This window comes from Actinomadura sp. NPDC000929 (assembly GCF_040492065.1).
Classification (GTDB): domain Bacteria; phylum Actinomycetota; class Actinomycetes; order Streptosporangiales; family Streptosporangiaceae; genus Spirillospora; species Spirillospora verrucosospora.
The window spans coordinates 24,699-47,681 of record NZ_JBEUPA010000018.1 but is presented as its reverse complement, the minus strand read 5'-3'; the positions used below and the strand labels follow the sequence as shown (position 1 = coordinate 47,681).

Sequence of the window (22,983 nt, the reverse complement as noted above, 5' to 3'; positions counted from 1 at the left end):
GCGCCTGGGTCAGGTCACTTGTAGACCTTCGCGAGGATGTCCACCACGAAGACCAGGGTGTCGTCTCCCTTGATCTTCGGCGGGCTGCCCTTCTTGCCGTAGCCCTCGTCCGGAGGCAGGACGAGCAGCACGCGGCTGCCGACCTTCGCGCCGGTGAGCCCCTTGTCGAAGCCGGGAATGGTCTGCCCCATGCCGATCGGGAACGTCGCGGGCTGCTTGTTGTCCCAGCTGGAGTCGAACTTGTCGCCGGACTTCCAGATCTTGCCGGTGTAGTTGACGACCGCCTCGTCGCCCTTGGCCAGCGCGGGCCCGTTGCCCGCGACGAGGGTCTTGGCCTGGAGCTTCTTGGGCGCGTCCGCGTCCGGGACCGTCACCTTGGGCTCCTTGCCGGCGCCCTTGTCCTCGACCTTGGGCAGCGACTTGTCGTCCAGCTTCTGCGCGGTGCCCTGCGGCTGCTGGCTCTTCGGGACGACCGCCTGGACGTCCATGATGAAGAGGATCGCGTCCTTGTCGGTGATCTGCTGCGGGCTCAGCTGGGTGAGCTCCTTGGACGGCGGGAGCTGCATGACGAGCCGGCTTCCGGCGGACTTGCCGACGAGGCTCTTGTCGATGTCCTTGAGCCCGCTCTTGCCGATGACGAGGTGCATCGGGCCGCCGCCGCCCTGCTGCTGGCCCTCCTCGTAGGACGAGCGGACCTTCTCGCTGGTGCTCTTCACCCGCGAGTTCTCCTCGTCCTTGGCCCTCGACCACTTGTAGGTCGCGAACTGGACGTAGGCGGTGTCGCCCTCGGCGGCGACGGGCCCGCCGCCCTTGATCGGCGTGCTGACCTTGAGCGTCTTGGTCGGCTCCAGCTTCGTGGGGATCTCGACCTTGGGCTCGGCGGCGAACTTGCCGGTCACCTCGACCTTCGGGCCGGGGCGGCTGACCCACCAGTACACCCCGCCGGAGACCGCGAGCGCGACGACCACGATCCCGGCGATCATCATCAGCCGGCGCTTCTTCGCCTCCTTGGCGGTCAGCGCGGACGGCCGGTTCAGCCCGCTGCCGCGGCCCGCGCTGATGCCGTGCGGGGTGAACTCGGGGCTGCGGATGCTCTGGGCGTTCGGGATCTTCGCCTTCGCCTTGACCGCCGGCTTGCCCCGGGGCTTGTCATCCTCGGACATGTTTCCTCACTTGCTCCGGGTTCGACGACACCACAACCGTGACCACCCTTCCAGGGCCGGGCTAAGCACAGCGTGAAAACCGGGTAAAGGAGGCCGACCCGCAATCTACCGGTCACACATGGAGCGGTGTCGTCTGGCAGGGGACAGGGGAAGGCGTCAGGATATCCCCGCCGGAGGGGTGACACACGCCTCCACACCGCCGGTAACAGCGGACGGACGTTCAAATCCATCCGCGGCGCTGAGCGGTGATCGCGGCTTGGAAACGGCTCGTGGCGCCGAGGAGGGTGAGCAGTTCGCTGACCCGCCGGGCGTAGGTGCGCGCCGACAGCCCCAGGCGCGCGGCGGCGGCGTGGTCGGGCAGGCCGTCCCGCAGGGTGACCAGGACCGGGACCAGGTGGGCCGGCGGCTGGTCCGGGTCGCGGTCGGTGACGAGTTCGTCACCGGACATCCAGGAGCTGTGGTGCATCCGGGTCAACGCCCTGACCACCGCGGGGTCGCGGATGATGAGCATGCCGTTGTAGAAGACGTCCAGATCGAGCGGGATGACGGCCGTCGTGCGGTCGAACACGGCCAGGCGGAAGGGGACCTGTTCGACGAGGCGTGCCTCGCCGCCGTTGCGCCACTGGATGGTCTCCAGAGCGGTGTCGTGGGCCAGCCCCTGCGGAGAGGTGATCTGGCGGAGGCGGGGGACCTGGGAGGCCGCGCGACGGACGCACTGGGCCGCGTGCAGGAGCATGCGCTCGGGCACGCCCTGCCTGACGCAGCCCGACGGATCGTCGAAGGTCAGCAACTCCCGCTCGGTGGCGTCCGCGAGGCGCGCGACCACGGCCCCCACCTTGGGCGGATCCACGCGCTGGGTCGGAGGCCGCAGACCTCGGGCCGCATGGAAACCGGCCTCCTCCAGGGCCTGCCCCACGGCCTCACGCGCTTCGGTACGCCGCGGGGGCCGTTTCCCTCCGTCGCCTGACCGTGTCACCTGGCGGCTCCCCACTCCGGCATCGCGCCGAGGGCGGCTTCCCGCCCCCTGCCGTTGACGGTTCAATCGCTGGCATGTTCACGCCATGAGGTTGTCCATTAACTCTAAGTAGCCGCAATGTGGGGGGGCAAGAGAGTTTCCATCGGCACTCCAGGCGAGGCGAACCATGTTGAAGACCGTCAGCGCTCTGGCCGTCGTGATCACCGCGATTCCGGCGGCGCCCGCCATGGCCTCCCCGGCGCCCGCCGCCCGGCACGCCGCCCCGGCACGCGTCGCCGATCGCACCGGTGACTTCACCGTTCCCGGTGTCAGGATCCGCGCGACCCCCCGGCTCGACGGCCGCGTCCGCGGGATCGGCAACCCCGGCGACGGCTACACCTGGAACGGAGGTCAGAGCTTCGCCGACCCGGTGACCTGCCCGAACGGCGACGTCAAGGACCACTGGACCTATGTGATCAACAACAGGACGAGGGTCGAGGGCTACGTCTCGGACTGCTTCATCCAGGAGCGGCCGTGACGCCGCCGCGCCGTCCCGTCGTGCCGCCCCGCGCCCCCGCCGCCCACCACGAGCAGGAAGGAGCGCCCGTGCGCCCGTCCAAGAAGATCGTTCTTGCTTTTCCCGCAGTCGTCGCCGTGGCGAGCGCGGCTCTGACAGGACCCGTCCCGTCGGCCGAGGCGTCGGCCGGACGGGAGCACCGGCCGGCCCCGTCCGCCCTCGGGGGATGGGCCGGCACCGGATCGAGGGCCGCTCCCTGGTGGGCGCTGCGCACCGTCCGGCAGGAGGACGCCGTCGGCACGCTCTGGTACCACCCCGGCCAAAGATCATGGCACGCCGACATCCGCGACGCCCCGGTCGGCTCCGAGGTGTCGGGTCAGGAGGAGCACGGCTCCCGGGGGGAGCGCGCGACCGTGCCCATGGGGGCGTCGTCGGTCAACACCCCGGACTGGTTCGGGGGCGGCTCGTTCCGGGTCTGCGTCCAACTGCCGGCCCGGCCCCGGGTGTGCTCGACCTACGCCAACCCCGAGGGCCGCCTGAGGACCGCGGCCTCGCGCAGGATCGCGGCCTCGCACCACCGCGCGTATCCCGACTTCCGGGTTCCCGGCGTGGTCATCTGGGACAACCCCCTGAACACCGCCCGCCGTGTCGGGCTCGGCTATCCGGGGCAGAAGTTCGACGCGATCCGCGGCAGCGGCCCCTGGGACTACTACTCCTGCGACAACGGGGTGACCAGCAACTTCTGGATCTACGGGCGGAACATGGCCACCGGCGTCGTCGGCTGGGTTCCCGACTGCAACCTGACCCCGTCCTAGGTCTTCCGGATGGCAGGCTTGGGGGATGCGCCTCGCGACGTGGAACGTCAATTCCGTCAAGGCACGCCTCCCGCGCCTTCTCACCTGGCTGGACGAGACGAAGCCGGACGTGGTCTGCCTCCAGGAGACCAAGTGCCGGGCGGACCTCTTTCCGGCCGCGGAGGTCGAGGAACTCGGGTACGCCACAGCCGCGCACGGCGACGGGCGGTGGAACGGTGTGGCCGTCCTCTCGCGGGTCGGCATCGAGGACGTCTCGAACGGCTTTCCGGGCGAGCCCGCCTACGCGGGTGAGGCGGGGGCCGAAGGCGAGGACGAGCAGATGGCGTTGAACGAGCCCGTCCTGCTGGCGCCCGAGGCCCGCGCGATCGGCGCCACATGCGGCGGCGTGCGGGTCTGGTCGCTGTACGCGCCGAACGGCCGCACACCCGAGTCGGCCCACTACGCCTACAAGCTCGCGTGGTTCGCGGCCCTCCGCGACGCGCTCGCGGAGGAACTGGCCGCGGGGACGCCGCTGGTCGCCTGCGGTGACTACAACGTCGCCCCCACCGACGAGGACGTGTGGGACCCGGCCGTCTTCGTCGGCTCCACGCACGTCACGCCCCCCGAGCGGCAGGCGCTCGCCGACCTGCGGGCCCTCGGCCTCCGCGACGTCGTCCCAACGATCGAGAAGGGGCCCCACCCGTACACGTACTGGGATTACCGGGCGGGCGCGTTCCACAAGGACATGGGCATGCGCATCGACCTGTTCTACGCGAGCGAGGACGTCGCCGGACGGGTCGCGTCCGCCTACGTGGACCGCGAGGCCCGCAAGGGCAAGGGCCCGTCCGACCACGCCCCGGTCGTCGTCGACCTCGACTGACCCGCCCCCCCGCCTCGCGCCTTGCGGATCGTGCCGAAGGCGGCACGGTCCAGGGCAAGGTCCTGCTGATCATTTCCAGCAGGGCGCAACCGAGATGGAGGAAACTGATCATGGCGATCGACAACGCCCCGCACAGCGGGGGGTACAGCAACGCCCCGCACAGCGGCGGGTACAGCAACGTCCCGCACAGCAGCGGCCACAGCAACGTCCCGCACGGCAGCGCGGCCGGGTCGGCCGGAGCCGACGAGGCGCCCGCGCAGGCCGACTCCGACACCCCGGACCCGTGGGCGCCGGTGGTCGAGGCGTTCAAGAACCTGGGCAACTGAGCCCCAGGGCTGACGCATGACGGTTCTGCCGTCCTGCGACAGGTGAGCTAGTGTTCCGGCGGGCGAGTGGCTGCTTCACGCGCCCGCTCGCCGGAACATCTTCCCTCTGGCCCGAGTGAAAGGCGCTAGTCGCCGCGGCGGGCGAGGAAGCGGCGCTTGCCGCCGTCGTCGTACTGGTCGAGGACGGTGTAGCCGTCGGGCAGCAGCGAGGCGGGTTCACCGGGTCTGAGGCACCATTCGGCGGGCAGCCGCGGCCGGTCGCGGCGGGCGGCCTCGGTGAAGGCCTCCCAGGCCAGCAGGCCGCCGGGCAGGACGGCCCCGGCGGCGCGCTCGAACACGGCGCGGTCCCAGAACCCCGTGCACAGGACGAGGGCGTACCTGTCAGGGCCGGGCCGCCAGGCGCCCAGGTCGGCCTGGACGAGCGTGATCAGCGGGCCGAGCCCGCGCCGCCGGGCCTCCGCGCCGAGCCGCGCGAGGGCGATCTCGGAGATGTCGACGGCCGTGACGCGGCGTCCCGTCCAGGCGGCCAGCAGGGCGCTGCCGGACGGCCCGGACGCCAGGTCGAGCACCTCGCCGTCGGGCATGCCGAGCGACAGCGCGCGCTCGGCGAGCGGGTGGGCCCGCGACGGTCCGGACGACTCCGCGTACTTCTCGTTCCACCGGAGCCTGTCCGGATGCCCCGTTAATTCCGCCGGCACGTCCTCCATGGGGACGACTCTAACGGCGCTCCGCGATCAGGAGCATGAACATGGCCGTGGGGAAGCCCTTGCGCCACCACGGGTCGTCCCGCAGCTGCTCCTCCGTGGGATGCGGTTCGCGCAGGTCCGCGATGACGAATCCGGCGTCTCGGAGCGTTCCAGCGTAGTACTCCAGCGGCCGGAGCCAGCTTGTGATCATCGAAGGGGATTCCAGGCCGTCCACCATGAACCGCTGGTCGATGCCGCGCGGGGTGAAGTACTGCGCCGCCGGGACGCTGCTCGCCGCGCCCTGCTCGGCGTTCTCCACGTAGAAGCAGGGGTGCAGCGTCAGCAGGATCAGCCGCCCGCCGCTGCGCAGGACGCGCGAGAACTCGCCGATGGCGCGGGTCGGGTCCTGCAGGTGGCTGAACAGGTGGTTGCACAGGACGAGGTCGAACCGGTCGTCCTCCAGCGGCAGGTCCTCGACGCTGGCGCGGGTGAACGTGGCCTTGCCCTCCTGCGCCGGGTGCGAGGAGGCCGCGTCGATCAGGCCCTGCGCCGCGTCGACGCCCGTGACCTCGGCGCCCATGGAGGCGAGCCTGCGCGCCAGGTAGCCCTCGCCGCATCCGGCGTCCAGGACGCGGAGGCCGGCGCAGTCGCCGACGGCGTCCAGGACGGCGGCGTCGGTCAGCTCCGTCCGGTACCGGTCGCGGCGCTCCCGGATGATCTTGACCCAGTACTGCGCGTTCGCCTCCCATCGCGCCCGCGTCAGTTTCGCGATGGCTTGCGCCGTGTCCTCCACCGGCTCCCCATTCTCCAAAGCCTGGTTCAGGCGATGCCCTTGAGCCGCCGCACCAGCGTGTTGCAGGTCTGTCTGATCCTTCTGTCCCGGCAGTCGACCACGCGCAGTTCCAGCGCCTGGATCAGCTCGGGGAGCCTTCCGCCGAACGCCGGGTCGCGTCTGAGCGCCAGCGGAATGTAGGTGGACGCCAGGTAGTAGAGGTAGGCGTCGTTGTAGACCGCGATCTCGCGGAGCACCTCGGCGGCCGTGTTGCGCAGCGACAGGGAGCTCGGAAGGGTGAAGTCGCTGCTGATGCGGCCGTCTCGCGTGTAGGTCGGGAACGACCATTCCTCCAGCGCCGCGTAGACGGGCGTCGCGTCGAGCTCCTGGCGGTAGCGCTCGGCCAGGTCGAAGTCGTTCGAGCTGATCAGCGAGCCCATCACCACGCCGCGCATCATGAAGGCGGTCTGCCGGCCGGGCACCTCGAAGCCGAGGTCGGCCTCCAGCGCCCCGGTCACCTTGCTGACCTGGTGCGTGAGGATGTTGAGCGCGAGGATCGAGTGGAACGAGTAGGTCTTGCGGTTCAGCCGCGGGGCCAGGTCGATGGACGAGTCGTAGAGCTTCTGGGGGTCCTCCAGGAGCCCCTGGCCGGCCTTGGTGGAGTAGAGCGCCTCCAGCGCCGTGTCCTGCTCGCGGCCCCAGAAGCGGGCGATGAACGAGGACGTCTTCTGCGTCGCCTGGCCGCGCATGATGTGCAGCCCGGCCTCCAGCGCGTTCAGCAGGTGCTGCTGGGCGACGGCCGAGTTCTGCAGGGCGTCCAGGTCGACGGTGAGCCCCTCGCGGTGCAGGTCGGCGACGAGCCCGTCGCGCCTCTTCCGGACGGCGTGCGCCATCGAGTACTCGGCGATGCCCGGCACGGACGACATGAGGCTCTGCAGCGACCGCCCGCTGACCCGGTCGAGCCACTCCACGTTGTCCCACAACCGGAAGACCGTGCTCTCGTCGAGCCCGGAGAAGGCCGCAACGTCGGACATGTTGAGTCCCATGTCCTTGGTGATGTCGGAGAGAGACCGAGGCTCGCCGTCCGCTGTCATCACTCGCCCTAGATGTGGCAGTTGCTGGCGCTTCGATCGTAGCGAAGCGCCGCGCGGACGGGACGGGCGATCGGCAGAAGTCCGGGAAAGCACCGCGGGGGTCATGCCGGCGTCACCCCGGGGACGCGCCCGACGCAGCCGATGAGCGGCAGCGGGCGCGTGTCGGGCAGGGGGGCGGGCCCCGGCAGCCGGGCGGGATAGGGGGCGAGCGTCCGCAGGCTCGCGAAGATGCGGGCGATCTCGTCCTCGCTCCGGGGGCGGAACGGGGTGTCGACGCCCTCGCACGGCCCGGAGACCGGGTCCAGCTCCGGCGACCGCACGGCGTGGCTGATCACCAGGTGGCTGCCGGGGGCGAGACCCGCGGCGAGCGCGGCGACGATCCCGGCCGGGTCGTCCTCGTCGGCGACGAAGTCCAGGACGCCGAGCAGGAACACCGCGACGGGCTCGGAGAAGTCGACCAGCCTCCGCAGGCCGGGGTCGCCGAGCAGCGCGGCCGGGGCGCGGACGTCCCCGGCGAAGGCGCCCATCCCGGCGTCGACGGCGAGCAGCGCCCGCGCGTGCGTCAGCACCATCGGGTCGTTGTCGACGTAGGCGACCCGGCAGGACGGGTCGGCCCGCCGGACGAGGTCGCCGAGGTTCTCGGCGGCGGGCAGCCCGCAGCCGACGTCGACGAACTGCCGCAGGCCGGCCTCCCCGGCGAGCAGTGCGGCGGCGTGGTCCAGGAAGCCCCTGTTCGCCTGGACGAGCCGCGGCACCGCCGGGCAGCTGCGCAGCGCACGCTCGGCGGACTCTCGGTCCGCGGCGTAGTTGTCCTTGCCGCCGAGGAGGTAGTTGCACATGCGGGCGACGCTGGCCGGCGCGGCGCCGGGCGCGGTCCCGCCCCCGGGAGGGGACGGTTCGGCCCGGCGGGCCGGGCTCAGCGCCGCCCCGGAGGTCACGGCAGCCGCCATCCGTCCCGGACGCCGACGCCGAACCAGAAGGTGGAGGTGCCGCTCCTGCCCCGGCAGGTGCCGTAGTCGGTGGCGAGCGCCTTCATCAGGGCGAGCCCGCGCCCGCCGGTCGGCAGCGCCTCGTCCGTCGGCCGCGGCGGCCCCTGGACCGCGCCGCCGTCGGTGATCTCGACGCGCACGTACCGGTCGACGTGCAGGACGGCCAGCGCGATCGTCCCGTCCCGGCGCGGCCGCGCGTGCAGCACCGAGTTGGTCAGGGCCTCGCTGGTCAGCAGTTCCAGGTCGCCGAGCTCGGACCGGTCGGCGCCGAAGTGCTGCCCGACGAGCTCGCGGACGTAGGAGCGGCCGAGCCGCACGGCGGGCGGCGTGGCGGCGAGGTCGATCTCGCCGATGAGGCGCCCGGACGACTTGCCGTTGTGGTTCCAGGCGGACGGGATCCCGATCTCCAGTGAGGGAGCGGGCGCGGGCACCAGAACGGGCGCCCCGGACCATGTGTCTGATGCGTTCATGGCGTTGTCGGCTTCACGTCTCCGTGTCGGGCTGTAAGCGAACATGTGCTTCTCGGCCAGGTCGATGTCGGACGTGGAAGTGAAACAACACACACTCTTACGCAGGGGCCTCGGGCCAGTCACCAACGCTTGCGCGCATGCAAGGGCCTTGCCGCACCCTGCGGGACGTCACACGCCGTCCAAGATCCGCCACATGGCGGCGCCTTACCGCTCTCCGCCGGGCCTGCGTCCCCAAGCGGAGATCAGTGGGGCGAGGGTGAGGTCGAGGGTCCCCGCGGCGATGGCGGCCAGCAGGTGACGGATCTCCTCGGCGGTGGCGTGCCCGCCCTCGATGAGCCGGTCGCGCACCTGGAGGATGGACGCGGTCTCCAGGACGCCGCAGGCCGGGGCCGACAGGGGGAAGAACGCGTCGGCGCGCACGTCGTCCAGGCCGGCGTCGCGCAGGAGCCGGGGGAGCCTGCGGCCGTAGGCGAGGTCGGCGCCGCGCTCGGTGAGCAGCGCGCGGAAGCCGCGCCGGACGGCGTTGGCGAGGCGCTCGTCCGGCCCGCGCTCGTCGGGGCAGGCCAGCGGCTGGAGCCCAGGGTCGGCGTCCTCGACGAGCAGGACGCCGCCGGGCCGCAGGGCGTCGACCATCGTCCGGAGGGCCCGGTCGCGGTCCGCGAGGTGGACCAGCACGAGCCGGGCGTGGACGAGGTCGAACGGCCCCTCGGGCGGGGCGTCGCGCACCAGGTCGTGGCGCCGGACCTCGACCGGGGCTCCGGCGAGCTCCGGCGCGTCCGCCAGCCAGGACACGTCGATGTCGGTCGCCAGCACGCGGCCGGCCGCCCCGACGCGGCCCGCGATCCAGGACGCCACGGACGGCCCGCCGGCGCCGACCTCCCAGACCCGCCCGCCGGGACGCAGGCCCGCGTCGTCGAGGTGGCGGAAGGTCCACGGGTCGAACAGCTCGGAGATCGCCTTGAAGCGGACGCCCGCTTCGGCCTGCCGGTTGTCCAGAAGGTAGTCCACCGTCCGATGATGCCCCCCCGGTGGCGCGGGCGCGTGTCAGGGGACCAGTTCCGGCAGGAGGGTGTCGCGGAGGTCCGCGAGGGCCGCGCTCTCCGCCGTGGCGGCCTCCACCCGCCGGGCCAGCGCGGCGGCGAAACCGCCGAACGAGCGGGCGGCGCCGTCGCCGGGCCAGGGGACCGTGAAGGCGGCGATGTCCTGCCACTTGACGCGCGGCATCTTCGTGCCGTCGCCGACGGCGCAGGCGTGCGCCACGACCTCGTCGCTCGCCAGGGCGGCGAGGAGCCAGCCCCGGCGGGCGGCGTCCTTCGGCCGGACGACGAGGACGTCGGTCGAGGCGACGCCGTCCACGAAGGCGAGGCCCGCCTTGTGGAAGGCGGGGCGGAGCCTGCCGAACAGGACGTCGCCGGCCGCGAAGCGCAGTTTCGCGCTGGTGACGCCGGACGCGTCGGTCCAGGTCGAGAGCCACATGTGCCTCTTCGGCATGTGCTCCAGGGCGATGTAGTTGTCGTCCCGTCCGATCCGCTCCGGCGGGACGGCGCCGCGCACCAGGTCGCCGAGGTCGCCGATCGGGACGGCGGACGCGGACGCGGCCGCCGCCTCGTCGTAGCGGGCGCGGACCAGCGCGTCGCCGCCGGCCGCGATGCGCCCGTTCACCTCGATCTTGTCGTCGAGCGCCCCCAGCACGGACGCCGCCGCGTCCTGCTCCGCGCGGGTCGGGTGCCGGACGGCGAGGCCGTTCAGGATCGCGTGGGTGAGGAGCGGCTGCCCCGAGCCCATGCGGTACCGGTTCAGGCCGAGCCGCCTGAGCAGGTAGGGGACGTAGCGCGGGTTCACGCCGTCCCTGGCCGTGGCGATGATGGCGTTGTCGGTGACCCAGCACTGGTCGGGGCTGTAGTGGACGGCCCCGCAGTAGCTCCCGACGCGCCCGACGATGGTGGAGCCCGGCCCGGCGTTGAACCCGCCGGACGTCCCGATGACCCCGTTGGCGCCGAACGTCCGGTAGCGGGTGCCCGGGACGGGTCGCGACCGGCCGTTCGAGAACGTGACGAGGTCGCCCAGGGCCACGTCAGTCATCGAGCCGCCCGGCCCGGCCGCCGAACCGGTCCAGCTCGTCCCGGACGACCTGGTCGAGCCGCGCCGACTCGTCCAGGTGCGTGAGGAGCTCCTTGGTGAGCCGCTCCACCCGGTCGGCCGCGGGCTCGTCGCCGCGGTCGGTCTCGGCGGCGCCGACGTAGCGTCCCGGCGTGAGGACGTGGCCGTGCGACCTGATCTCGTCCCGCCCCGCAGCGTGGGAGAAGCCGGGGACGTCGGAATGGCCGCCGTCGCGCCAGGCCCGGTACGCGCCGGCGATCCGGGCGATGTCGTCGCCGGTGAGGATCCGCTCGGTGCGGTCGACCATCGTCCCCATCTCGCGGGCGTCGACGAAGAGCACCTGGCCCGGGACGCTCTTGTGCTTGTCGAGGAACCAGAGGCAGGCGGGGATCGGGGTGGTGCGGAAGAGCCGGTCCGGCAGCGCGACGACGCACGAGACGAGGTCGGCCTCCAGCAGCGCCGCGCGGATCTCGCCCTCGCCCGACTGCCGGGACGACATGGATCCGTTCGCCATCACCACGCCCGCGCGGCCGCGCGGCCCGAGCTTGGCCACGATGTGCTGGATCCAGGCGAAGTTGGCGTTCCCCGCGGGCGGGACGCCGTACCGCCAGCGCGCGTCGCCGGGATCGCGGTACCAGTCCGACATGTTGAATGGCGGGTTGGCGAGGACGTGGTCGGCGGCGAGGCCGGGATGGGCGTCCTCGTAGAAGGCGTCGGCGCGGCGGACGTCACCCGCGATCTCGTGGACGGCCAGGTTCATCCTGGCCAGCCGCCATGTCCGCTCGTTGGCCTCCTGCCCGTACACCGCGATGTCGTCGGGCCGCCCCCGGTGGCTGAGGACGAACCTCTCCGCCTGCACGAACATGCCGCCGGAGCCGCAGCACGGGTCGTACACCCGTCCCCGGAAGGGCTCCAGGACCTCCACCAGCAGCCTGACCACGCCGGCGGGGGTGTAGAACTCGCCGCCGCGCTTGCCCTCGGCCCGCGCGAACTTCTCCAGGAAGTACTCGTAGACCTCGCCGAGCACGTCCCGCGCGGGACGCGTCCCGGAATCCGCCGCGAACCGCACCCGGCCGATCAGCTCGACCAGCTCGCCGAGGCGCCGCCGGTCGACCCGGGTGAAGATCTGGGGGAGTGCGCCGTCCAGCGACGGGTTGGCGCGCATGAGGGCGCCCATCGCCGCGTCGATCCGCTCACCGATGTCCCCGGCGGCGGGGGAGAGGTCCGCCCACCGCGCCCCGTCCGGGACCCGGAAGGCCCCGTCCCCGGAGGAGTCGGACACGTACTTGAGGAACACGAGCCCGAGGACGAAGTCCCGGTACTGCGCCGCGTCGACGGATCCGCGCAGCTTGTCGGCGGCCTTCCAGAGGACATCGCCCTTCCAGAGGAGATCGCCTTTCCCAGGGACATCGCCTTTCTTGAGGACACCGTCCATCCGCGTGACTTTAGCGCTCGGCCCGCCACGCCCGCGGGACGCCGTCGATGGACGGAGAGCCGGTGCGGTGCGAGGCTGCGGACGTGATGGTCGTGGGCGTCCTGGCGGTGGCGGCGCTGGCCGGATGGCTGTACCTGGCGTTCGCGCACGGCGGCTTCTGGCGGACGGGACCGGGGCTGCCCGACGCGCCGGAACCGGACGAGTGGCCCGAGGTCGTGGCCGTCGTCCCGGCCCGCGACGAGGCCGCCGTCCTCCCGGAGACGCTCCCGACCCTGCTCGCCCAGCGGTACCCGGGCGCCTTCCGCGTGGTCCTGGTCGACGACGCGAGCAGCGACGGCACCGCCGGGACGGCCGCCGCCCTGGCGGACGGCGACCCGGCCCTGACGGTCGTGCCCGCGAGGGAGCGGCCGGAGGGGTGGGCGGGCAAGGTCTGGGCGATGGCGGAGGGTGTCCGGGCGGCGGGCGAACCCGGCTTCCTGCTCTTCACCGACGCCGACATCGCCTACGCCCCCGGCGCCGTGGACGCGCTCGTGCGCGCCGCGGTGGCGGGACGCCGCGACCTGCTGTCGCAGATGGCGACGCTCAGCACCCGCACGGGCTGGGAGCGGGTGGTCGTTCCCGCCTTCGTCTACTTCTTCGCCCAGCTGTACCCGTTCCGCCGCGTCGGCCGCGACGGGGCGCGCACGGCCGCGGCCGCGGGCGGCTGCATGCTCGTGCGCCGGACCGCCCTCACCGGGGCGGGGGGCCTCGACCGGATCCGCGACGCGCTGATCGACGACGTGGCGCTGGGGCGGATGCTCAAGCGCGCGGGCGGGCGCTGCCGCCTCGATCTCAGCCGCGACGTCGTCAGCCGCCGCCCCTACCCGCGCCTCGCCGACCTCTGGGCGATGATCGCCCGCAGCGCCTACCACCAGCTGCGCTACTCGCCCGTCCTGCTCGCCGCGACCGTCGCCGGCCTGCTGCTCCTCTACGCGGTCCCGCCCGCCGCGACGGTCGCGGGCCTGGTCGCGGGCCCGGCCGGCGCAGGCGCGCCCGCCCTCGCGGCGGGCGGGCTCGCGTGGGCGCTCATGGCGGCCACCTATGCGCCGATGCTGCGCTTCTACGGCCTGTCGCCGCTGCGCGCCCCGGCCCTGCCGCTCGTCGCCCTGCTGTACGCGGCGATGACGCTCGACTCCGCCCGCAGGCACCGTGCCGGGCGGGGCGGCGCCTGGAAGGGGCGGACCGCGCCGGAGGGGGCTCCGTCAGGGCGGACTTTGTCAGGACGGCACAAATCCGGTGCCGGCGATGCGTCCCGCGCCACATTGGAGTAAGTGTCCAATTACGTTACTGTCGGGTGGCCGTCACGCCGGCGGCAGCGGCGAAGACTCCGCCGCCACGTCGAAGGGTTACCCGCCATGTCCCTCACCGTTCGCCGGGTCGTGCGCGCCGCGCTGGCGTCGTGCCTCGGCCTCGCCATGACGGCGGCGGCCCTGCAGGGCACCGCCGCCGCGGCGCCGCAGGACGCCAAGCCCCCGGCCGAGGACCCGTTCTACCAGCCGCCCTCCCCGCTCCCGGCGGGCGCGCCCGGTGACGTCATCCGGTCGCGGCCCGCGGTGTTCACCGTCGACCCGGTCGGCCACTCGCCGTACGCGGGCGTCCGGTCCTGGCAGGTGCTGTACCGGTCGGAGACGGTGCAGGGGCAGCCGACCGCCGTCTCGGGCATGGTCCTCGTCCCCACCAAGGAGTGGACGGGCGAGGGCAAGAGGCCGCTCGTGTCCTACGCCGTCGGGACGCGCGGACTCGGCGACGCCTGCGCCCCGTCCTACACCCTCACCCAGGGCATGGACTACGAGGAGCTGTTCATCGCCGACGCGCTCAGCCGCGGCTGGGCCGTCGCCGTGACCGACATGGAGGGGCTCGGCACCCCGGGTCAGCACACCTACGAGGTCGGCGGCTCGCAGGGCCGGGCCCTGCTGAACGTCGCCCGCGCCGCGCAGCGCCTCCCGGACGCCGGGCTCGGCGGCTCGCCGGTCGGCCTCTGGGGCTACTCGCAGGGCGGCACCAGCGCGGGCTGGGCGGCGGAGCTGGCGGGCACCTACGCCCCCGAGCTGGCGATCAAGGGCGTGTTCGCGGGCGGCGTCCCGGCGGACCTGCAAGCCGTCGCCAAGAGCCTGGACGGCTCCCCGTTCGTCGCGCTCATGTTCATGGCCGCCGTCGGCTACGACGCCGCCTACCCCGAACTCGACCTGGCCAAGTACCTCAACGACAACGGTCGCGAACTACTGGCGAAGGCCCAGGACATGTGCCTGGTCAGCTTCGACGGGCCCCTCACGGTCGTGCAGACGGCGTTCAAGCACATCAGCGACTACACGACCAGCGACCCGCTGGCCACGCCCGAGTGGCAGCGGCGCCTGGACGCCAACAAGCTCGGCTCCACCGCCCCGAGCGCGCCGGTGCTCCAGACGCAGGCCGTCTACGACGAGATCATCCCCGCCGGTCAGGCCGACACCCTCCACAAGGCGTGGTGCGCGAAGGGCGCCAACGTGACTTGGAAGACCTACACCTTCGCCGAGCACGCCACCGGCATGCTCTGGAGCGAGCCCGACGCGATGGCGTTCCTCGGCGACCGCTTCGCGGGCAAGCCGGTCACCGGCAACTGTGCCGCCTGAACCCCTGAGCCATAGGGCCGTCCCGCTCCGCAGGGGGCAGGATGGCCCTATGGATCTGGTGGAGTTCCTCCGCGCACGGCTGGACAGGGACGAGCAAATGGCCCGCGCCTGCTCCGGCGCCCCCTGGAAGGCGGCCCCCTCCGGCACGGTCAGCACCGTCGCCGGCGATCCCGGCGCGGACGCTCCCGCCTTCGTCGCGACGGCGGAGAACGGCGCGTACGCCGAGCACATCGCGCGCCACGACCCGGCCCGCGCGCTCGCCGAAGCGTCCGCCAAGCGCCAGATCGTCGACGACTACGAGAAGCAGTCCTGGATCCTCGGCCAGGGCCACCGCACCCCCGAGCTCGACGCGGCGCAGGCCGTCCGCGAGACGGTCCTGCGCCTCCTCGCCCTGCCCTACGCCCACCACCCCGCCTACCGGGAGGAATGGCGGCCCTAGGCGTCGGTGATCAGCGCGGGGTGGCCCGGGTCGTCCACCTTCAGGACGACGTCGGCGGCCCGCACCGGCTCGACCTCGGAGTCGTAGCGCGCGTAGGCGGGAAGCGTCCACGCCTCGTCGCCGGCCGTCCGGCGCGCCAGCGCCCCGCGCGACAGGGACAGGTGGACGGTGAGCTCGAACGGCAGCCCGCGCCCGAGCAGCAGCGAGCCGTCCAGCAGCAGGACCCCGCCGGGCCGGACGCTCACGTAGTCCGCCCTCGTCGCCCGGTCGAGCGCCGCGTCCCACAGGCTGGGCAGGACCCTCCCCGTACCGGACGGCTCCAGCGGCCCCAGCACCTCCCGGACGAGCCCGCCCACGTCGAGCCACTCGTCGTAGAAGAGGTCGGGGTCGTCCCGCCCGTGCTCGTAGCGCAGGGACGCCGGCCGCAGGAAGCCGCGCGCGGACACCCTCACGACGTCCCGCCCCCGAGCGCGCAGGGGCGAGACGAGGGCGTCGGCCAGATCCGAAGGCGCCGCGGGCGGCGCCCCGTCGATCGCCACCCGCGACCAGGAGCCGGTCCCGAGCGCCGCGATCCGGTCGGCCAGCTCCTCGACCACCAGAGACGGCGAGATCGGTCGTGCGCGCATCACCTCATCCTGCCCGCAACCCCGGGCGCGCCTGACACACCGGCCTCTCGGAATGTAACCTCGGTACCGGGCCGAGAGGCGCTGCAACGGGCGAGAGCCCGCCACGCTCGGCCCGTGACACCTGATTCCGCAAGGGCGCCTCCCAGATTCCATGGGAGGTGCTCGAAAACAATGACTCAGACTCCATTGCGCGAACTTCTTGAGCAGCGGATCGCGGTGCTGGACGGCGCGTGGGGCACGATGCTCCAGGGCGCGGGCCTGACCCCCGCCGACTACCGCGGCGACCTCATCGGCGACGACCACCCCAAGGACGTCACCGGCGACCCCGACCTGCTGAACCTCACCCGCCCCGACGTGATCCTGGACGTCCACCGGCAGTACCTGCGGGCCGGCGCCGACATCACGACCACCAACACCTTCACCGCGACCGGCATCGGGCAGGCCGACTACGGCCTGGAGAGCCTGGTCCGCGAGATGAACGTGCAGGGCGCCCGGCTGGCCCGGCAGGCCGCCGACGAGTTCGGCGGGCGCTACGTCGCCGGCTCCATCGGCCCGCTGAACGTCACGCTCTCGCTGTCCCCGCGGGTCGACGACCCGGCCTACCGAGCCGTCACGTTCGACCAGGTCAAGGACGCCTACGCCGAGCAGATCGGCGCGCTCGCCGAGGGCGGCGTCGACCTGCTGCTGATCGAGACGATCTTCGACACGCTGAACGCGAAGGCCGCGATCGCCGCGGCCCGCGAGGTCGCCCCGCACCTGCCGCTGTGGATCTCGGTGACCATCGTCGACCTGTCCGGCCGGACGCTGTCCGGGCAGACCGTCGAGGCGTTCTGGCGGTCGATCGAGCACGCCGAGCCGCTGGTCGTGGGCGTGAACTGCTCGCTCGGCGCCGACGAGATGCGCCCCCACGTGGAGGAGCTGGCGCGCCTGGCCGGCACCTACACCGCCTGCCACCCGAACGCGGGCCTGCCGAACGCCTTCGGCGGCTACGACGAGACCCCGGAGGAGACCGCCCGCAAGGTCGGCGAGTTCGCCGCCTCCGGCATGGTCAACGTCGTCGGCGGCTGCTGCGGGACGGGCCCCGAGCACATCGCCAGGATCGCCGAGGCGGTGCGGGGCGTCGGCTCCCGCGAGGTCGTCCGGCCCGGCGCGGCGAGCCGGTTCAGCGGCCTGGAGCCGTTCGCGATCGGCGCCGACACCGGCTTCGTGATGATCGGCGAGCGCACCAACGTCACCGGCTCCAAGAAGTTCCGCAAGCTCATCGAGGCGGGCGACCACCAGGCCGCCGTGGACGTGGCGCTCGACCAGGTGCGCGGCGGCGCGAACCTGCTCGACGTCAACATGGACGCCGACCTGCTCGACAGCGAGCGGGAGATGACGACCTTCCTCAACCTCATCGCCACCGAGCCCGAGGTCGCCCGCATCCCGATCATGGTCGACAGCTCGCGGTGGAGCGTGCTGGAGGCGGGGCTGAAGACCGTCCAGGGCAAGGGCGTCGTCAACTCCATCAGCCTCAAGGAGGGCGAGGGCCCGTTCCTGGAGCAGGCCCGCCGCATCCGCGACTTCGGCGCCGGCGTCGTCGTCATGGCCTTCGACGAGACGGGCCAGGCCGACACCACCGAGCGCAAGGTCTCGATCTGCGCCCGCGCCTACGACCTGCTCACGCAGGAGGTCGGCTTCCCCGCCGAGGACATCATCTTCGACCCGAACGTCCTCGCCGTCGCGACCGGCATCTCCGAGCACAACGGCTACGCCAAGGCGTTCATCGACGCGCTGCCCCTCATCAAGGAGCGCTGCCCGGGCGCCCGCACCAGCGGCGGCATCTCCAACCTGTCGTTCTCCTTCCGGGGCAACGACGTCGTCCGCGAGGCGATGCACTCGGCGTTCCTGTTCCACGCCGTCCGGGCCGGCCTCGACATGGGCATCGTCAACGCCGGGCAGCTCGCCGTCTACGAGGACATCCCCGCCGACCTGCTCGAACTGGTCGAGGACGTGCTGTTCGACCGCCGCCCCGACGCCACCGACCGGCTCGTGTCGTTCGCCGAGAACGTCAAGGGCGAGCGGACGAAGCGGGAGGTCGACCTGTCCTGGCGGGACGCGCCGGTCGCCGCACGCCTCTCCCACGCCCTCGTGCACGGCATCATCGACTTCATCGAGGACGACACCGAGGAGGCCCGACAGGAGGCCGAGCGCCCCCTCGACGTCATCGAGGGCCCGCTGATGGACGGCATGAAGGTCGTCGGCGACCTGTTCGGCTCCGGCAAGATGTTCCTCCCCCAGGTGGTCAAGAGCGCCCGCGTGATGAAGCGGTCGGTCGCCTACCTGGAGCCCTTCATGGAGAAGGAGAAGCAGGAGGCGATCGCCGCCGGCCGCGCGCACAGCGACCGCGGCCAGGGCAAGATCGTCCTCGCGACGGTCAAGGGCGACGTGCACGACATCGGCAAGAACATCGTCGGCGTCGTCCTCGGCTGCAACAACTACGACGTCATCGACCTCGGCGTCATGGTCCCCGCCGCCAAGATCCTGGAGACCGCCGTCCAGGAGGGCGCCGACGCCATCGGGCTGTCCGGGCTGATCACCCCGTCCCTGGACGAGATGGTCTCCGTGGCCGCCGAGATGGAGCGCCGCGGCATGCGGCTGCCGCTGCTGATCGGCGGCGCCACCACGTCCCGGCAGCACACCGCCGTGAAGATCGCCCCCGCCTACGACGCGACGACCGTGCACGTCCTGGACGCCTCCCGCGTCGTCGGCGTCGTCTCCGACCTGCTCGACGACGAGCGCGCCGCGGCCCTGGACGCCGCCAACCGCGAGGAGCAGGCCCGGCTCCGCGAGCAGCACGAGAAGAAGCAGCGCCGCCCCCTGCTCACCGTCGAGCAGGCCCGCGAGAACCGGGAGCGGGTCGACTTCGGCGACCTGCCGGCGCCCGACTTCACCGGCGTGCGGATCGTCCGCCCCGAGATCTCCGCGATCCGCGAGATGATCGACTGGCAGTTCTTCTTCCTGGCCTGGGAGCTGAAGGGCAAGTACCCGGCGATCCTCGACCAGCCCGTCGCGCGCGAGCTGTTCGACGAGGGCAATGAGCTGCTCGACCAGATCATCGCCGACGGCTCGTTCGAGGCCCACGGCGCCTACGGCTTCTGGCCCGCGCACTCCGACGGCGACGACATCGTCCTGCCCGGCGCCGCGCGCTTCCCGATGCTGCGCCAGCAGACGTCCAAGCCCGCGGGGCGCCCCAACCGCTGCCTCGCCGACTACGTCGCCCCGTCCGGCGACCACCTCGGCGGCTTCGCCGTGACGATCCTCGGCGCCGAGGACCTCGCCGCGAAGTACGAGCACGACAACGACGACTACAAGTCGATCATGGTGAAGGCCCTCGCGGACCGCCTCGCCGAGGCGTTCGCCGAGTACATCCACCTGGAGGCCCGCCGCGCCTGGTTCGAGCCGGACGCCGACCCCGCCCTGGAGGACCTGCACGCCGAGCGGTTCCGCGGCATCCGCCCCGCCCTCGGCTACCCGGCGAGCCCCGACCACAGCCTCAAGCAGACCCTGTTCGACCTGCTGGACGCGGGCCGCCTCGGCATGAAGCTCACCGAGTCGTACGCGATGGCCCCGGCCGCCAGCGTCAGCGGCCTGATCTTCGCCCACCCGGCGTCGCGCTACTTCACGGTCGGGCGCGTCGGCAAGGACCAGATCGAGGACTACGCCCGCCGCTGCGAGCTCCCCGTCGCGGAGGTCGAGCGCTGGCTCGCCCCCAACCTCGCCTACGACCCGTCCTGACGGTTCGGCCACTGCCCGGTGGCGTCCACGGGACCGTGGATGTCACCGGGCGGTGGGATCATGCTCGCGTGGAGATACAGGCACTGATCGACCAGTTGGCCGGGCCCGAGAGCAGGGCCGCGGCCGACGCCCTCGTGGCCGCCGGAGAGCCCGCCGTCCGACCCGTCCTGGCCGTCCTGTGCGACGAGGACTCCCCGGTCGCCTGGACCACCGGCGCCACCATCCTGCGGCGCATCGGCCTTCCCGCCCTCGACCCCCTGGTCGAGGCCATGGCGGCGGCGCCCACCGACGAGGTCGCCCGCCGCTGCGGCTGGGCCCACTGCGGCCTGCGGATCGAAGATCTGGCGGCCTTCCTCCCCGGCCTGAGCCACCCGAGCCCCAAGGTCCGCGCGAACACCGCCTACGTCCTGCAGCTCAAGGGGGAGGCGGCCCTCCCGCACGCCCCCGCTCTGCTCGCCCGCCTGGACGACCCCGACCCCGACGTCCGGCAACGCGTCGCCTGGGCCATCGGGGAGATCGGCCCGGGCGTCGTCCCGCACCTGCGCCGGCTCCGCCGCTCCCGGGGGGCCGTCCGCCGCCGCGCCCTGGAGGTCCTCGCCGCGGTCGGCGGCCCGTCCGCGCTCGACGACCACGACCTGGCCCTCGTCCGGCGGCTGATCCGGTCCAAGCTCGCCACCGAGACGCCCGAGCCCATGCACCTGTGCGGCACCTGGTACGCCGTCCCCACCGGCGACCGGGACGCCGTCCTCGACGCCTTCGGCCTCTCCGATCCCGAGCCGGTCACGATGCGGCTCGGCGCGTCCGCCTGGAACCAGGACCACCACGTCTGGGGCGGTGACCACCGCTCCTGCCGCCGCGTCTACGTCACCCCGCGCCTGGACGGCTGGACCCTCGTCTTCGGCGACCCCTTCCCCGACCACGAGGACGGCATCGACGCCGCCGCGGTCCAGGACCGCTGCCGCGACCTGAGCCGCCGGTTCGGCGCGGCCCACTGGTACGGCGCGAGCTGCGGCGACGAGTGGACGGCCTGGTGCGTCGCCGAGGACGGCGGCCTCGTCCGCTACTACGACGTCTTCGAGCCGGCCGACCAGATCGGCTCCCACCCCGCCGAGGACGGCTACGTCCTCCCGCACGACGACGCCTTCCCCGACGACGCCTTCGACGGTGTCGAGGTCAACGACAGCGCCGCCTTCCAGGCCCGGTACTTCCAGGTCAAGGAGGACCTCGGCATCCCCGACGAGTGCCACGCCACGAGCTTCGCGGCCCGCGCCTCGGTCGACCCGTCCGCTCTGGGCGCGGAGACGTCAGTCCAGGGGCACGCCGTCCTGGCGCTGACCTCCTGCGGCCGCCGCCACGGCCACCCCCCGGGCGCGCTGGAGATCTGACCGGGCGGGCGCCGGTAGGATCACCTGCCGAGATGGAGATCGAGATGGTCGCCGTCCCCGCGGGGACGGTGACGCTGTCGGACCGGCGGACGCGGCGCAGCTGGCCGGTCGACCTCGCGCCGTACCGGCTGGCGGCGTATCCGGTCACCCAGGCGCAGTACGCGCGGGTCGCCGGTCGACGGCCGAGCACCGCCCGGGGAGACCTGCTGCCCGTCGAGTGCGTCTCGTGGTCGGACGCGGTGGAATTCTGCAACGCCCTGTCCCGGTGTGAGGGGCTGGCGCCCGCGTACCGGCTCGACGCCGGCGGCGAGGGCGCCGAGTGGGACGCCTCCGCCGACGGGTACCGGCTGCCGACCGAGGCCGAATGGGAGCACGCCTGCCGCGCCGGCACGACCGGCCCGCGGTACGGCCCGCTCGACGAGATCGCCTGGTACCGCGGCAACGCCGGGGAGCACGTCCACGACGTGGGCGGCAAGCGGCCCAACGCGTGGGGCCTGTACGACATGCTGGGCAACGTCTGGGAATGGTGCTGGGACCTCTACGACGCCGAGGTCTACGGCGCCTACCGGGTGCTCCGAGGCGGCGGTTGGTCCGACGAGCACTGGAGCTGCCGGGCGTCGGTGCGGCGCCGCAGCCACCCGACGTTCCGGATCGACGACGTGGGCCTGCGCGTGGCGCGTTCCGCCGTCCGCTGACGGCGGGCGGAGGGGCGGCGGAAAGGGCCGCCCGCGCGCGTGCAAACGGCGAGTAGATCATTCGTTTTTGCAGGCCAGTGGCGCTTTTGCCGTTTTAGTCCCTGATCCTCAGGCTATGTCGTCAGGGTCAGGGGAAATCGGCAAGGAAGCGAAGGCTGATCATGGCGGAAGCGGGCACGGGGAACGGCAGCAAGGCCCAGGAGCTCCCCGTCGAGCAGCTCAAGGACGCCGGCCGCGCCCTGGCTCAGGCGCTCATGGTGCGGGCGCTGGAGAAGGCGAGCGGCCAGATCGAGGGCCTGACCGAGCGGCTGGACGGCGGGAACGGCGGCGGAGCCGCCGGGAAGGCGGCGGTCAAGGGCGCGCAGAAGATCGCCGAGGGTGAGTCGCCCCTCAAGGCGGGCCTCAGCGCGGGCGCCGCCGGGGCGAAGGAGATGGTCAAGGACAAGGTCAAGGACGCCCTCCCCGGAGGCGGGGGCAAGGGCAAGGGCGGTGGCCAGGGCAAGATGAAGGTCACCAACATCCTCGAGGAGTTCGACGTGGGGCTGCCCCGCCGCGTCGCCTACGACCAGTGGACGCAGTTCGCCGACTACCCGAGCTTCACCAAGAAGGTCGAGAGCGTCGAGCAGGAGTCCGACGAGAAGATCAACTGGCGGGCGCAGGTCTTCCTGTCCCACCGCACCTGGGAATCGACGATCATCGAGCAGGTTCCCGACGAGCGGATCGTCTGGAAGTCCAAGGGCCCCAAGGGCTACGTCGACGGCGCGGTGACGTTCCACGAGCTGGCGCCGTCCATGACCCGGGTCCTGCTGGTGGCCGAGTACCACCCGGACGGGTTCTTCGAGAAGACGGCGAACATGTGGCGCGCCCAGGGCCGCCGCCTCCGCCTGGACTTCAAGCACATCAAGCGCCACATGATGACCAAGACGCTGCTGGAGCAGGAAGAGGTCGAGGGCTGGCGCGGCGAGATCCGCGACGGCGAGGTCGTCAAGACCCACGAGGACGCCCTCAAGGAGGAGCAGGAGGCCAAGGACCGCGAGGAGGGTGAGAAGGAGGAGCCGGAGGCGAAGCAGCACGAGGAGAAGGAGAAGCAGGAAGGCGAGAACGAGCCGGAGGCGAAGCAGGAAGGCGAGGAGCCGGAGGCGAAGCAGGAGGACGAGAAGGAAGAGTCCGGGGCGAAGCAGGAGGAGAAAGAGCCAGAAAGCGCCCGTGCCTGATGTCTTCGCTGGTGGAAG

22 protein-coding genes and 1 riboswitch are annotated in these 22,983 nt (G+C 72.5%); of the genes, 11 read left to right on the top strand and 11 right to left on the bottom strand.

The window, feature by feature from the left end; translation table 11 throughout:
• Positions 1 to 14 precede the first annotated feature (14 nt).
• Entirely contained in the window at positions 15 to 1,163 is a 1,149-nt protein-coding gene (locus ABWI04_RS09840) for an FKBP-type peptidyl-prolyl cis-trans isomerase (RefSeq protein ID WP_345179577.1), read from the bottom strand.
• A gap of 220 nt (positions 1,164 to 1,383) precedes the next feature.
• A complete protein-coding gene (locus ABWI04_RS09835; RefSeq protein ID WP_345179575.1) occupies positions 1,384 to 1,989 on the bottom strand; it encodes a hypothetical protein in 606 nt (201 codons plus the stop codon).
• A gap of 316 nt (positions 1,990 to 2,305) precedes the next feature.
• On the opposite strand from ABWI04_RS09835, the gene ABWI04_RS09830 reads away from it, so the two are divergent.
• The 4 genes from ABWI04_RS09830 (at position 2,306) to ABWI04_RS09815 (ending at position 4,635) form a co-directional block, all read left to right on the top strand.
• On the top strand, positions 2,306 to 2,656 hold the full coding sequence (locus tag ABWI04_RS09830) for a hypothetical protein (protein ID WP_345179574.1): 351 nt from the start codon (positions 2,306 to 2,308) through the stop codon (positions 2,654 to 2,656).
• A complete protein-coding gene (locus ABWI04_RS09825) occupies positions 2,653 to 3,450 on the top strand; it encodes a hypothetical protein (protein WP_345179571.1) in 798 nt (265 codons plus the stop codon). The genes ABWI04_RS09830 and ABWI04_RS09825 overlap by 4 nt, the downstream gene beginning before the upstream one ends.
• Positions 3,451 to 3,475: 25 nt before the next feature.
• Positions 3,476 to 4,309, top strand: a complete 834-nt coding sequence (locus tag ABWI04_RS09820) for an exodeoxyribonuclease III (RefSeq protein WP_345179570.1) — start codon at positions 3,476 to 3,478, stop codon at positions 4,307 to 4,309.
• Between the two features lie 110 nt (positions 4,310 to 4,419).
• Positions 4,420 to 4,635 (top strand): hypothetical protein, encoded by a 216-nt coding sequence (locus ABWI04_RS09815; protein ID WP_345179568.1) that lies wholly within the window; start codon positions 4,420 to 4,422, stop codon positions 4,633 to 4,635.
• Positions 4,636 to 4,760: 125 nt separating this feature from the next.
• Here ABWI04_RS09815 and ABWI04_RS09810 read toward each other — a convergent pair whose 3' ends face one another.
• From ABWI04_RS09810 to ABWI04_RS09775, 8 genes are all read right to left on the bottom strand, one after another.
• Complete coding sequence (locus ABWI04_RS09810) at positions 4,761 to 5,342, bottom strand: methyltransferase domain-containing protein (protein ID WP_353832137.1); 582 nt, start codon at positions 5,340 to 5,342, stop codon at positions 4,761 to 4,763.
• A gap of 10 nt (positions 5,343 to 5,352) precedes the next feature.
• A complete protein-coding gene (locus ABWI04_RS09805; protein ID WP_353832136.1) occupies positions 5,353 to 6,114 on the bottom strand; it encodes a class I SAM-dependent methyltransferase in 762 nt (253 codons plus the stop codon).
• A 26-nt stretch (positions 6,115 to 6,140) separates the two neighbouring features.
• On the bottom strand, positions 6,141 to 7,127 hold the full coding sequence (locus tag ABWI04_RS09800) for a hypothetical protein (RefSeq protein WP_345179563.1): 987 nt from the start codon (positions 7,125 to 7,127) through the stop codon (positions 6,141 to 6,143).
• Positions 7,128 to 7,288: 161 nt separating this feature from the next.
• Positions 7,289 to 8,137: an SAM-dependent methyltransferase gene (locus ABWI04_RS09795; protein ID WP_345179562.1), complete on the bottom strand. Its 849-nt coding sequence runs from the start codon at positions 8,135 to 8,137 to the stop codon at positions 7,289 to 7,291.
• Positions 8,122 to 8,646 carry an ATP-binding protein gene (locus ABWI04_RS09790; protein WP_345179559.1) on the bottom strand — a complete coding sequence of 175 codons (525 nt, stop codon included), beginning with the start codon at positions 8,644 to 8,646 and terminating at the stop codon, positions 8,122 to 8,124. Before ABWI04_RS09790 ends, ABWI04_RS09795 begins: the two co-directional genes overlap by 16 nt.
• A gap of 204 nt (positions 8,647 to 8,850) precedes the next feature.
• Complete coding sequence (locus ABWI04_RS09785) at positions 8,851 to 9,654, bottom strand: methyltransferase domain-containing protein (protein ID WP_353832135.1); 804 nt, start codon at positions 9,652 to 9,654, stop codon at positions 8,851 to 8,853.
• 36 nt (positions 9,655 to 9,690) lie between these two features.
• A complete protein-coding gene (locus ABWI04_RS09780) occupies positions 9,691 to 10,728 on the bottom strand; it encodes a restriction endonuclease subunit S (RefSeq protein WP_353832134.1) in 1,038 nt (345 codons plus the stop codon).
• Positions 10,721 to 12,181: a type I restriction-modification system subunit M gene (locus tag ABWI04_RS09775; protein ID WP_353832133.1), complete on the bottom strand. Its 1,461-nt coding sequence runs from the start codon at positions 12,179 to 12,181 to the stop codon at positions 10,721 to 10,723. Before ABWI04_RS09775 ends, ABWI04_RS09780 begins: the two co-directional genes overlap by 8 nt.
• 62 nt (positions 12,182 to 12,243) lie before the next feature.
• On the opposite strand from ABWI04_RS09775, the gene ABWI04_RS09770 reads away from it, so the two are divergent.
• From ABWI04_RS09770 to ABWI04_RS09760, 3 genes are all read left to right on the top strand, one after another.
• Complete coding sequence (locus ABWI04_RS09770) at positions 12,244 to 13,491, top strand: glycosyltransferase (RefSeq protein WP_345179550.1); 1,248 nt, start codon at positions 12,244 to 12,246, stop codon at positions 13,489 to 13,491.
• A gap of 84 nt (positions 13,492 to 13,575) precedes the next feature.
• A complete protein-coding gene (locus ABWI04_RS09765; protein WP_345179548.1) occupies positions 13,576 to 14,829 on the top strand; it encodes a lipase family protein in 1,254 nt (417 codons plus the stop codon).
• A gap of 49 nt (positions 14,830 to 14,878) precedes the next feature.
• The gene (locus tag ABWI04_RS09760; protein ID WP_345179545.1) at positions 14,879 to 15,268 is read left to right on the top strand and encodes a DUF6221 family protein; all 390 of its coding nucleotides are present in this window, start codon (positions 14,879 to 14,881) and stop codon (positions 15,266 to 15,268) included.
• Here ABWI04_RS09760 and ABWI04_RS09755 read toward each other — a convergent pair.
• Positions 15,265 to 15,894, bottom strand: coding sequence for a nucleoside/nucleotide kinase family protein (locus ABWI04_RS09755; RefSeq protein WP_353832132.1), 630 nt, complete (start codon positions 15,892 to 15,894; stop codon positions 15,265 to 15,267). The two genes, ABWI04_RS09760 and ABWI04_RS09755, sit on opposite strands and share 4 nt — an antisense overlap.
• 67 nt (positions 15,895 to 15,961) lie before the next feature.
• Positions 15,962 to 16,042: riboswitch (S-adenosyl-L-homocysteine riboswitch) on the top strand.
• Positions 16,043 to 16,065: 23 nt separating this feature from the next.
• Between ABWI04_RS09755 and metH the strand changes: the two genes are divergently transcribed.
• The 4 genes from metH (at position 16,066) to ABWI04_RS09735 (ending at position 22,965) form a co-directional block, all read left to right on the top strand.
• Positions 16,066 to 19,671 (top strand): methionine synthase, encoded by a 3,606-nt coding sequence (gene metH / locus ABWI04_RS09750; protein WP_353832131.1) that lies wholly within the window; start codon positions 16,066 to 16,068, stop codon positions 19,669 to 19,671.
• A 68-nt stretch (positions 19,672 to 19,739) separates the two neighbouring features.
• Positions 19,740 to 21,056: a HEAT repeat domain-containing protein gene (locus ABWI04_RS09745; protein WP_345179537.1), complete on the top strand. Its 1,317-nt coding sequence runs from the start codon at positions 19,740 to 19,742 to the stop codon at positions 21,054 to 21,056.
• A gap of 32 nt (positions 21,057 to 21,088) precedes the next feature.
• On the top strand, positions 21,089 to 21,751 hold the full coding sequence (locus tag ABWI04_RS09740) for a formylglycine-generating enzyme family protein (RefSeq protein ID WP_345179536.1): 663 nt from the start codon (positions 21,089 to 21,091) through the stop codon (positions 21,749 to 21,751).
• A gap of 161 nt (positions 21,752 to 21,912) precedes the next feature.
• Complete coding sequence (locus ABWI04_RS09735) at positions 21,913 to 22,965, top strand: SRPBCC family protein (RefSeq protein WP_345179534.1); 1,053 nt, start codon at positions 21,913 to 21,915, stop codon at positions 22,963 to 22,965.
• Positions 22,966 to 22,983: the final 18 nt, after the last annotated feature.

What these genes read in the sequence shown, in the direction of transcription:
- ABWI04_RS09790 (WP_345179559.1), bottom strand. Translation starts at nt 8,646, where the DNA reads ATGAACGCATCAGACACATGGTCCGGGGCGCCCGTTCTGGTGCCCGCG.
- ABWI04_RS09780 (WP_353832134.1), bottom strand. Translation starts at nt 10,728, where the DNA reads ATGACTGACGTGGCCCTGGGCGACCTCGTCACGTTCTCGAACGGCCGG.
- metH (WP_353832131.1), top strand. Translation starts at nt 16,066, where the DNA reads ATGACTCAGACTCCATTGCGCGAACTTCTTGAGCAGCGGATCGCGGTG.
- ABWI04_RS09755 (WP_353832132.1), bottom strand. Translation starts at nt 15,894, where the DNA reads ATGCGCGCACGACCGATCTCGCCGTCTCTGGTGGTCGAGGAGCTGGCC.
- ABWI04_RS09820 (WP_345179570.1), top strand. Translation starts at nt 3,476, where the DNA reads ATGCGCCTCGCGACGTGGAACGTCAATTCCGTCAAGGCACGCCTCCCG.
- ABWI04_RS09735 (WP_345179534.1), top strand. Translation starts at nt 21,913, where the DNA reads ATGGCGGAAGCGGGCACGGGGAACGGCAGCAAGGCCCAGGAGCTCCCC.
- ABWI04_RS09815 (WP_345179568.1), top strand. Translation starts at nt 4,420, where the DNA reads ATGGCGATCGACAACGCCCCGCACAGCGGGGGGTACAGCAACGCCCCG.
- ABWI04_RS09775 (WP_353832133.1), bottom strand. Translation starts at nt 12,181, where the DNA reads ATGGACGGTGTCCTCAAGAAAGGCGATGTCCCTGGGAAAGGCGATCTC.
- ABWI04_RS09810 (WP_353832137.1), bottom strand. Translation starts at nt 5,342, where the DNA reads ATGGAGGACGTGCCGGCGGAATTAACGGGGCATCCGGACAGGCTCCGG.
- ABWI04_RS09765 (WP_345179548.1), top strand. Translation starts at nt 13,576, where the DNA reads ATGTCCCTCACCGTTCGCCGGGTCGTGCGCGCCGCGCTGGCGTCGTGC.
- ABWI04_RS09760 (WP_345179545.1), top strand. Translation starts at nt 14,879, where the DNA reads ATGGATCTGGTGGAGTTCCTCCGCGCACGGCTGGACAGGGACGAGCAA.
- ABWI04_RS09830 (WP_345179574.1), top strand. Translation starts at nt 2,306, where the DNA reads ATGTTGAAGACCGTCAGCGCTCTGGCCGTCGTGATCACCGCGATTCCG.
- ABWI04_RS09740 (WP_345179536.1), top strand. Translation starts at nt 21,089, where the DNA reads ATGGAGATCGAGATGGTCGCCGTCCCCGCGGGGACGGTGACGCTGTCG.
- ABWI04_RS09795 (WP_345179562.1), bottom strand. Translation starts at nt 8,137, where the DNA reads ATGGCGGCTGCCGTGACCTCCGGGGCGGCGCTGAGCCCGGCCCGCCGG.
- ABWI04_RS09840 (WP_345179577.1), bottom strand. Translation starts at nt 1,163, where the DNA reads ATGTCCGAGGATGACAAGCCCCGGGGCAAGCCGGCGGTCAAGGCGAAG.
- ABWI04_RS09800 (WP_345179563.1), bottom strand. Translation starts at nt 7,127, where the DNA reads ATGTCCGACGTTGCGGCCTTCTCCGGGCTCGACGAGAGCACGGTCTTC.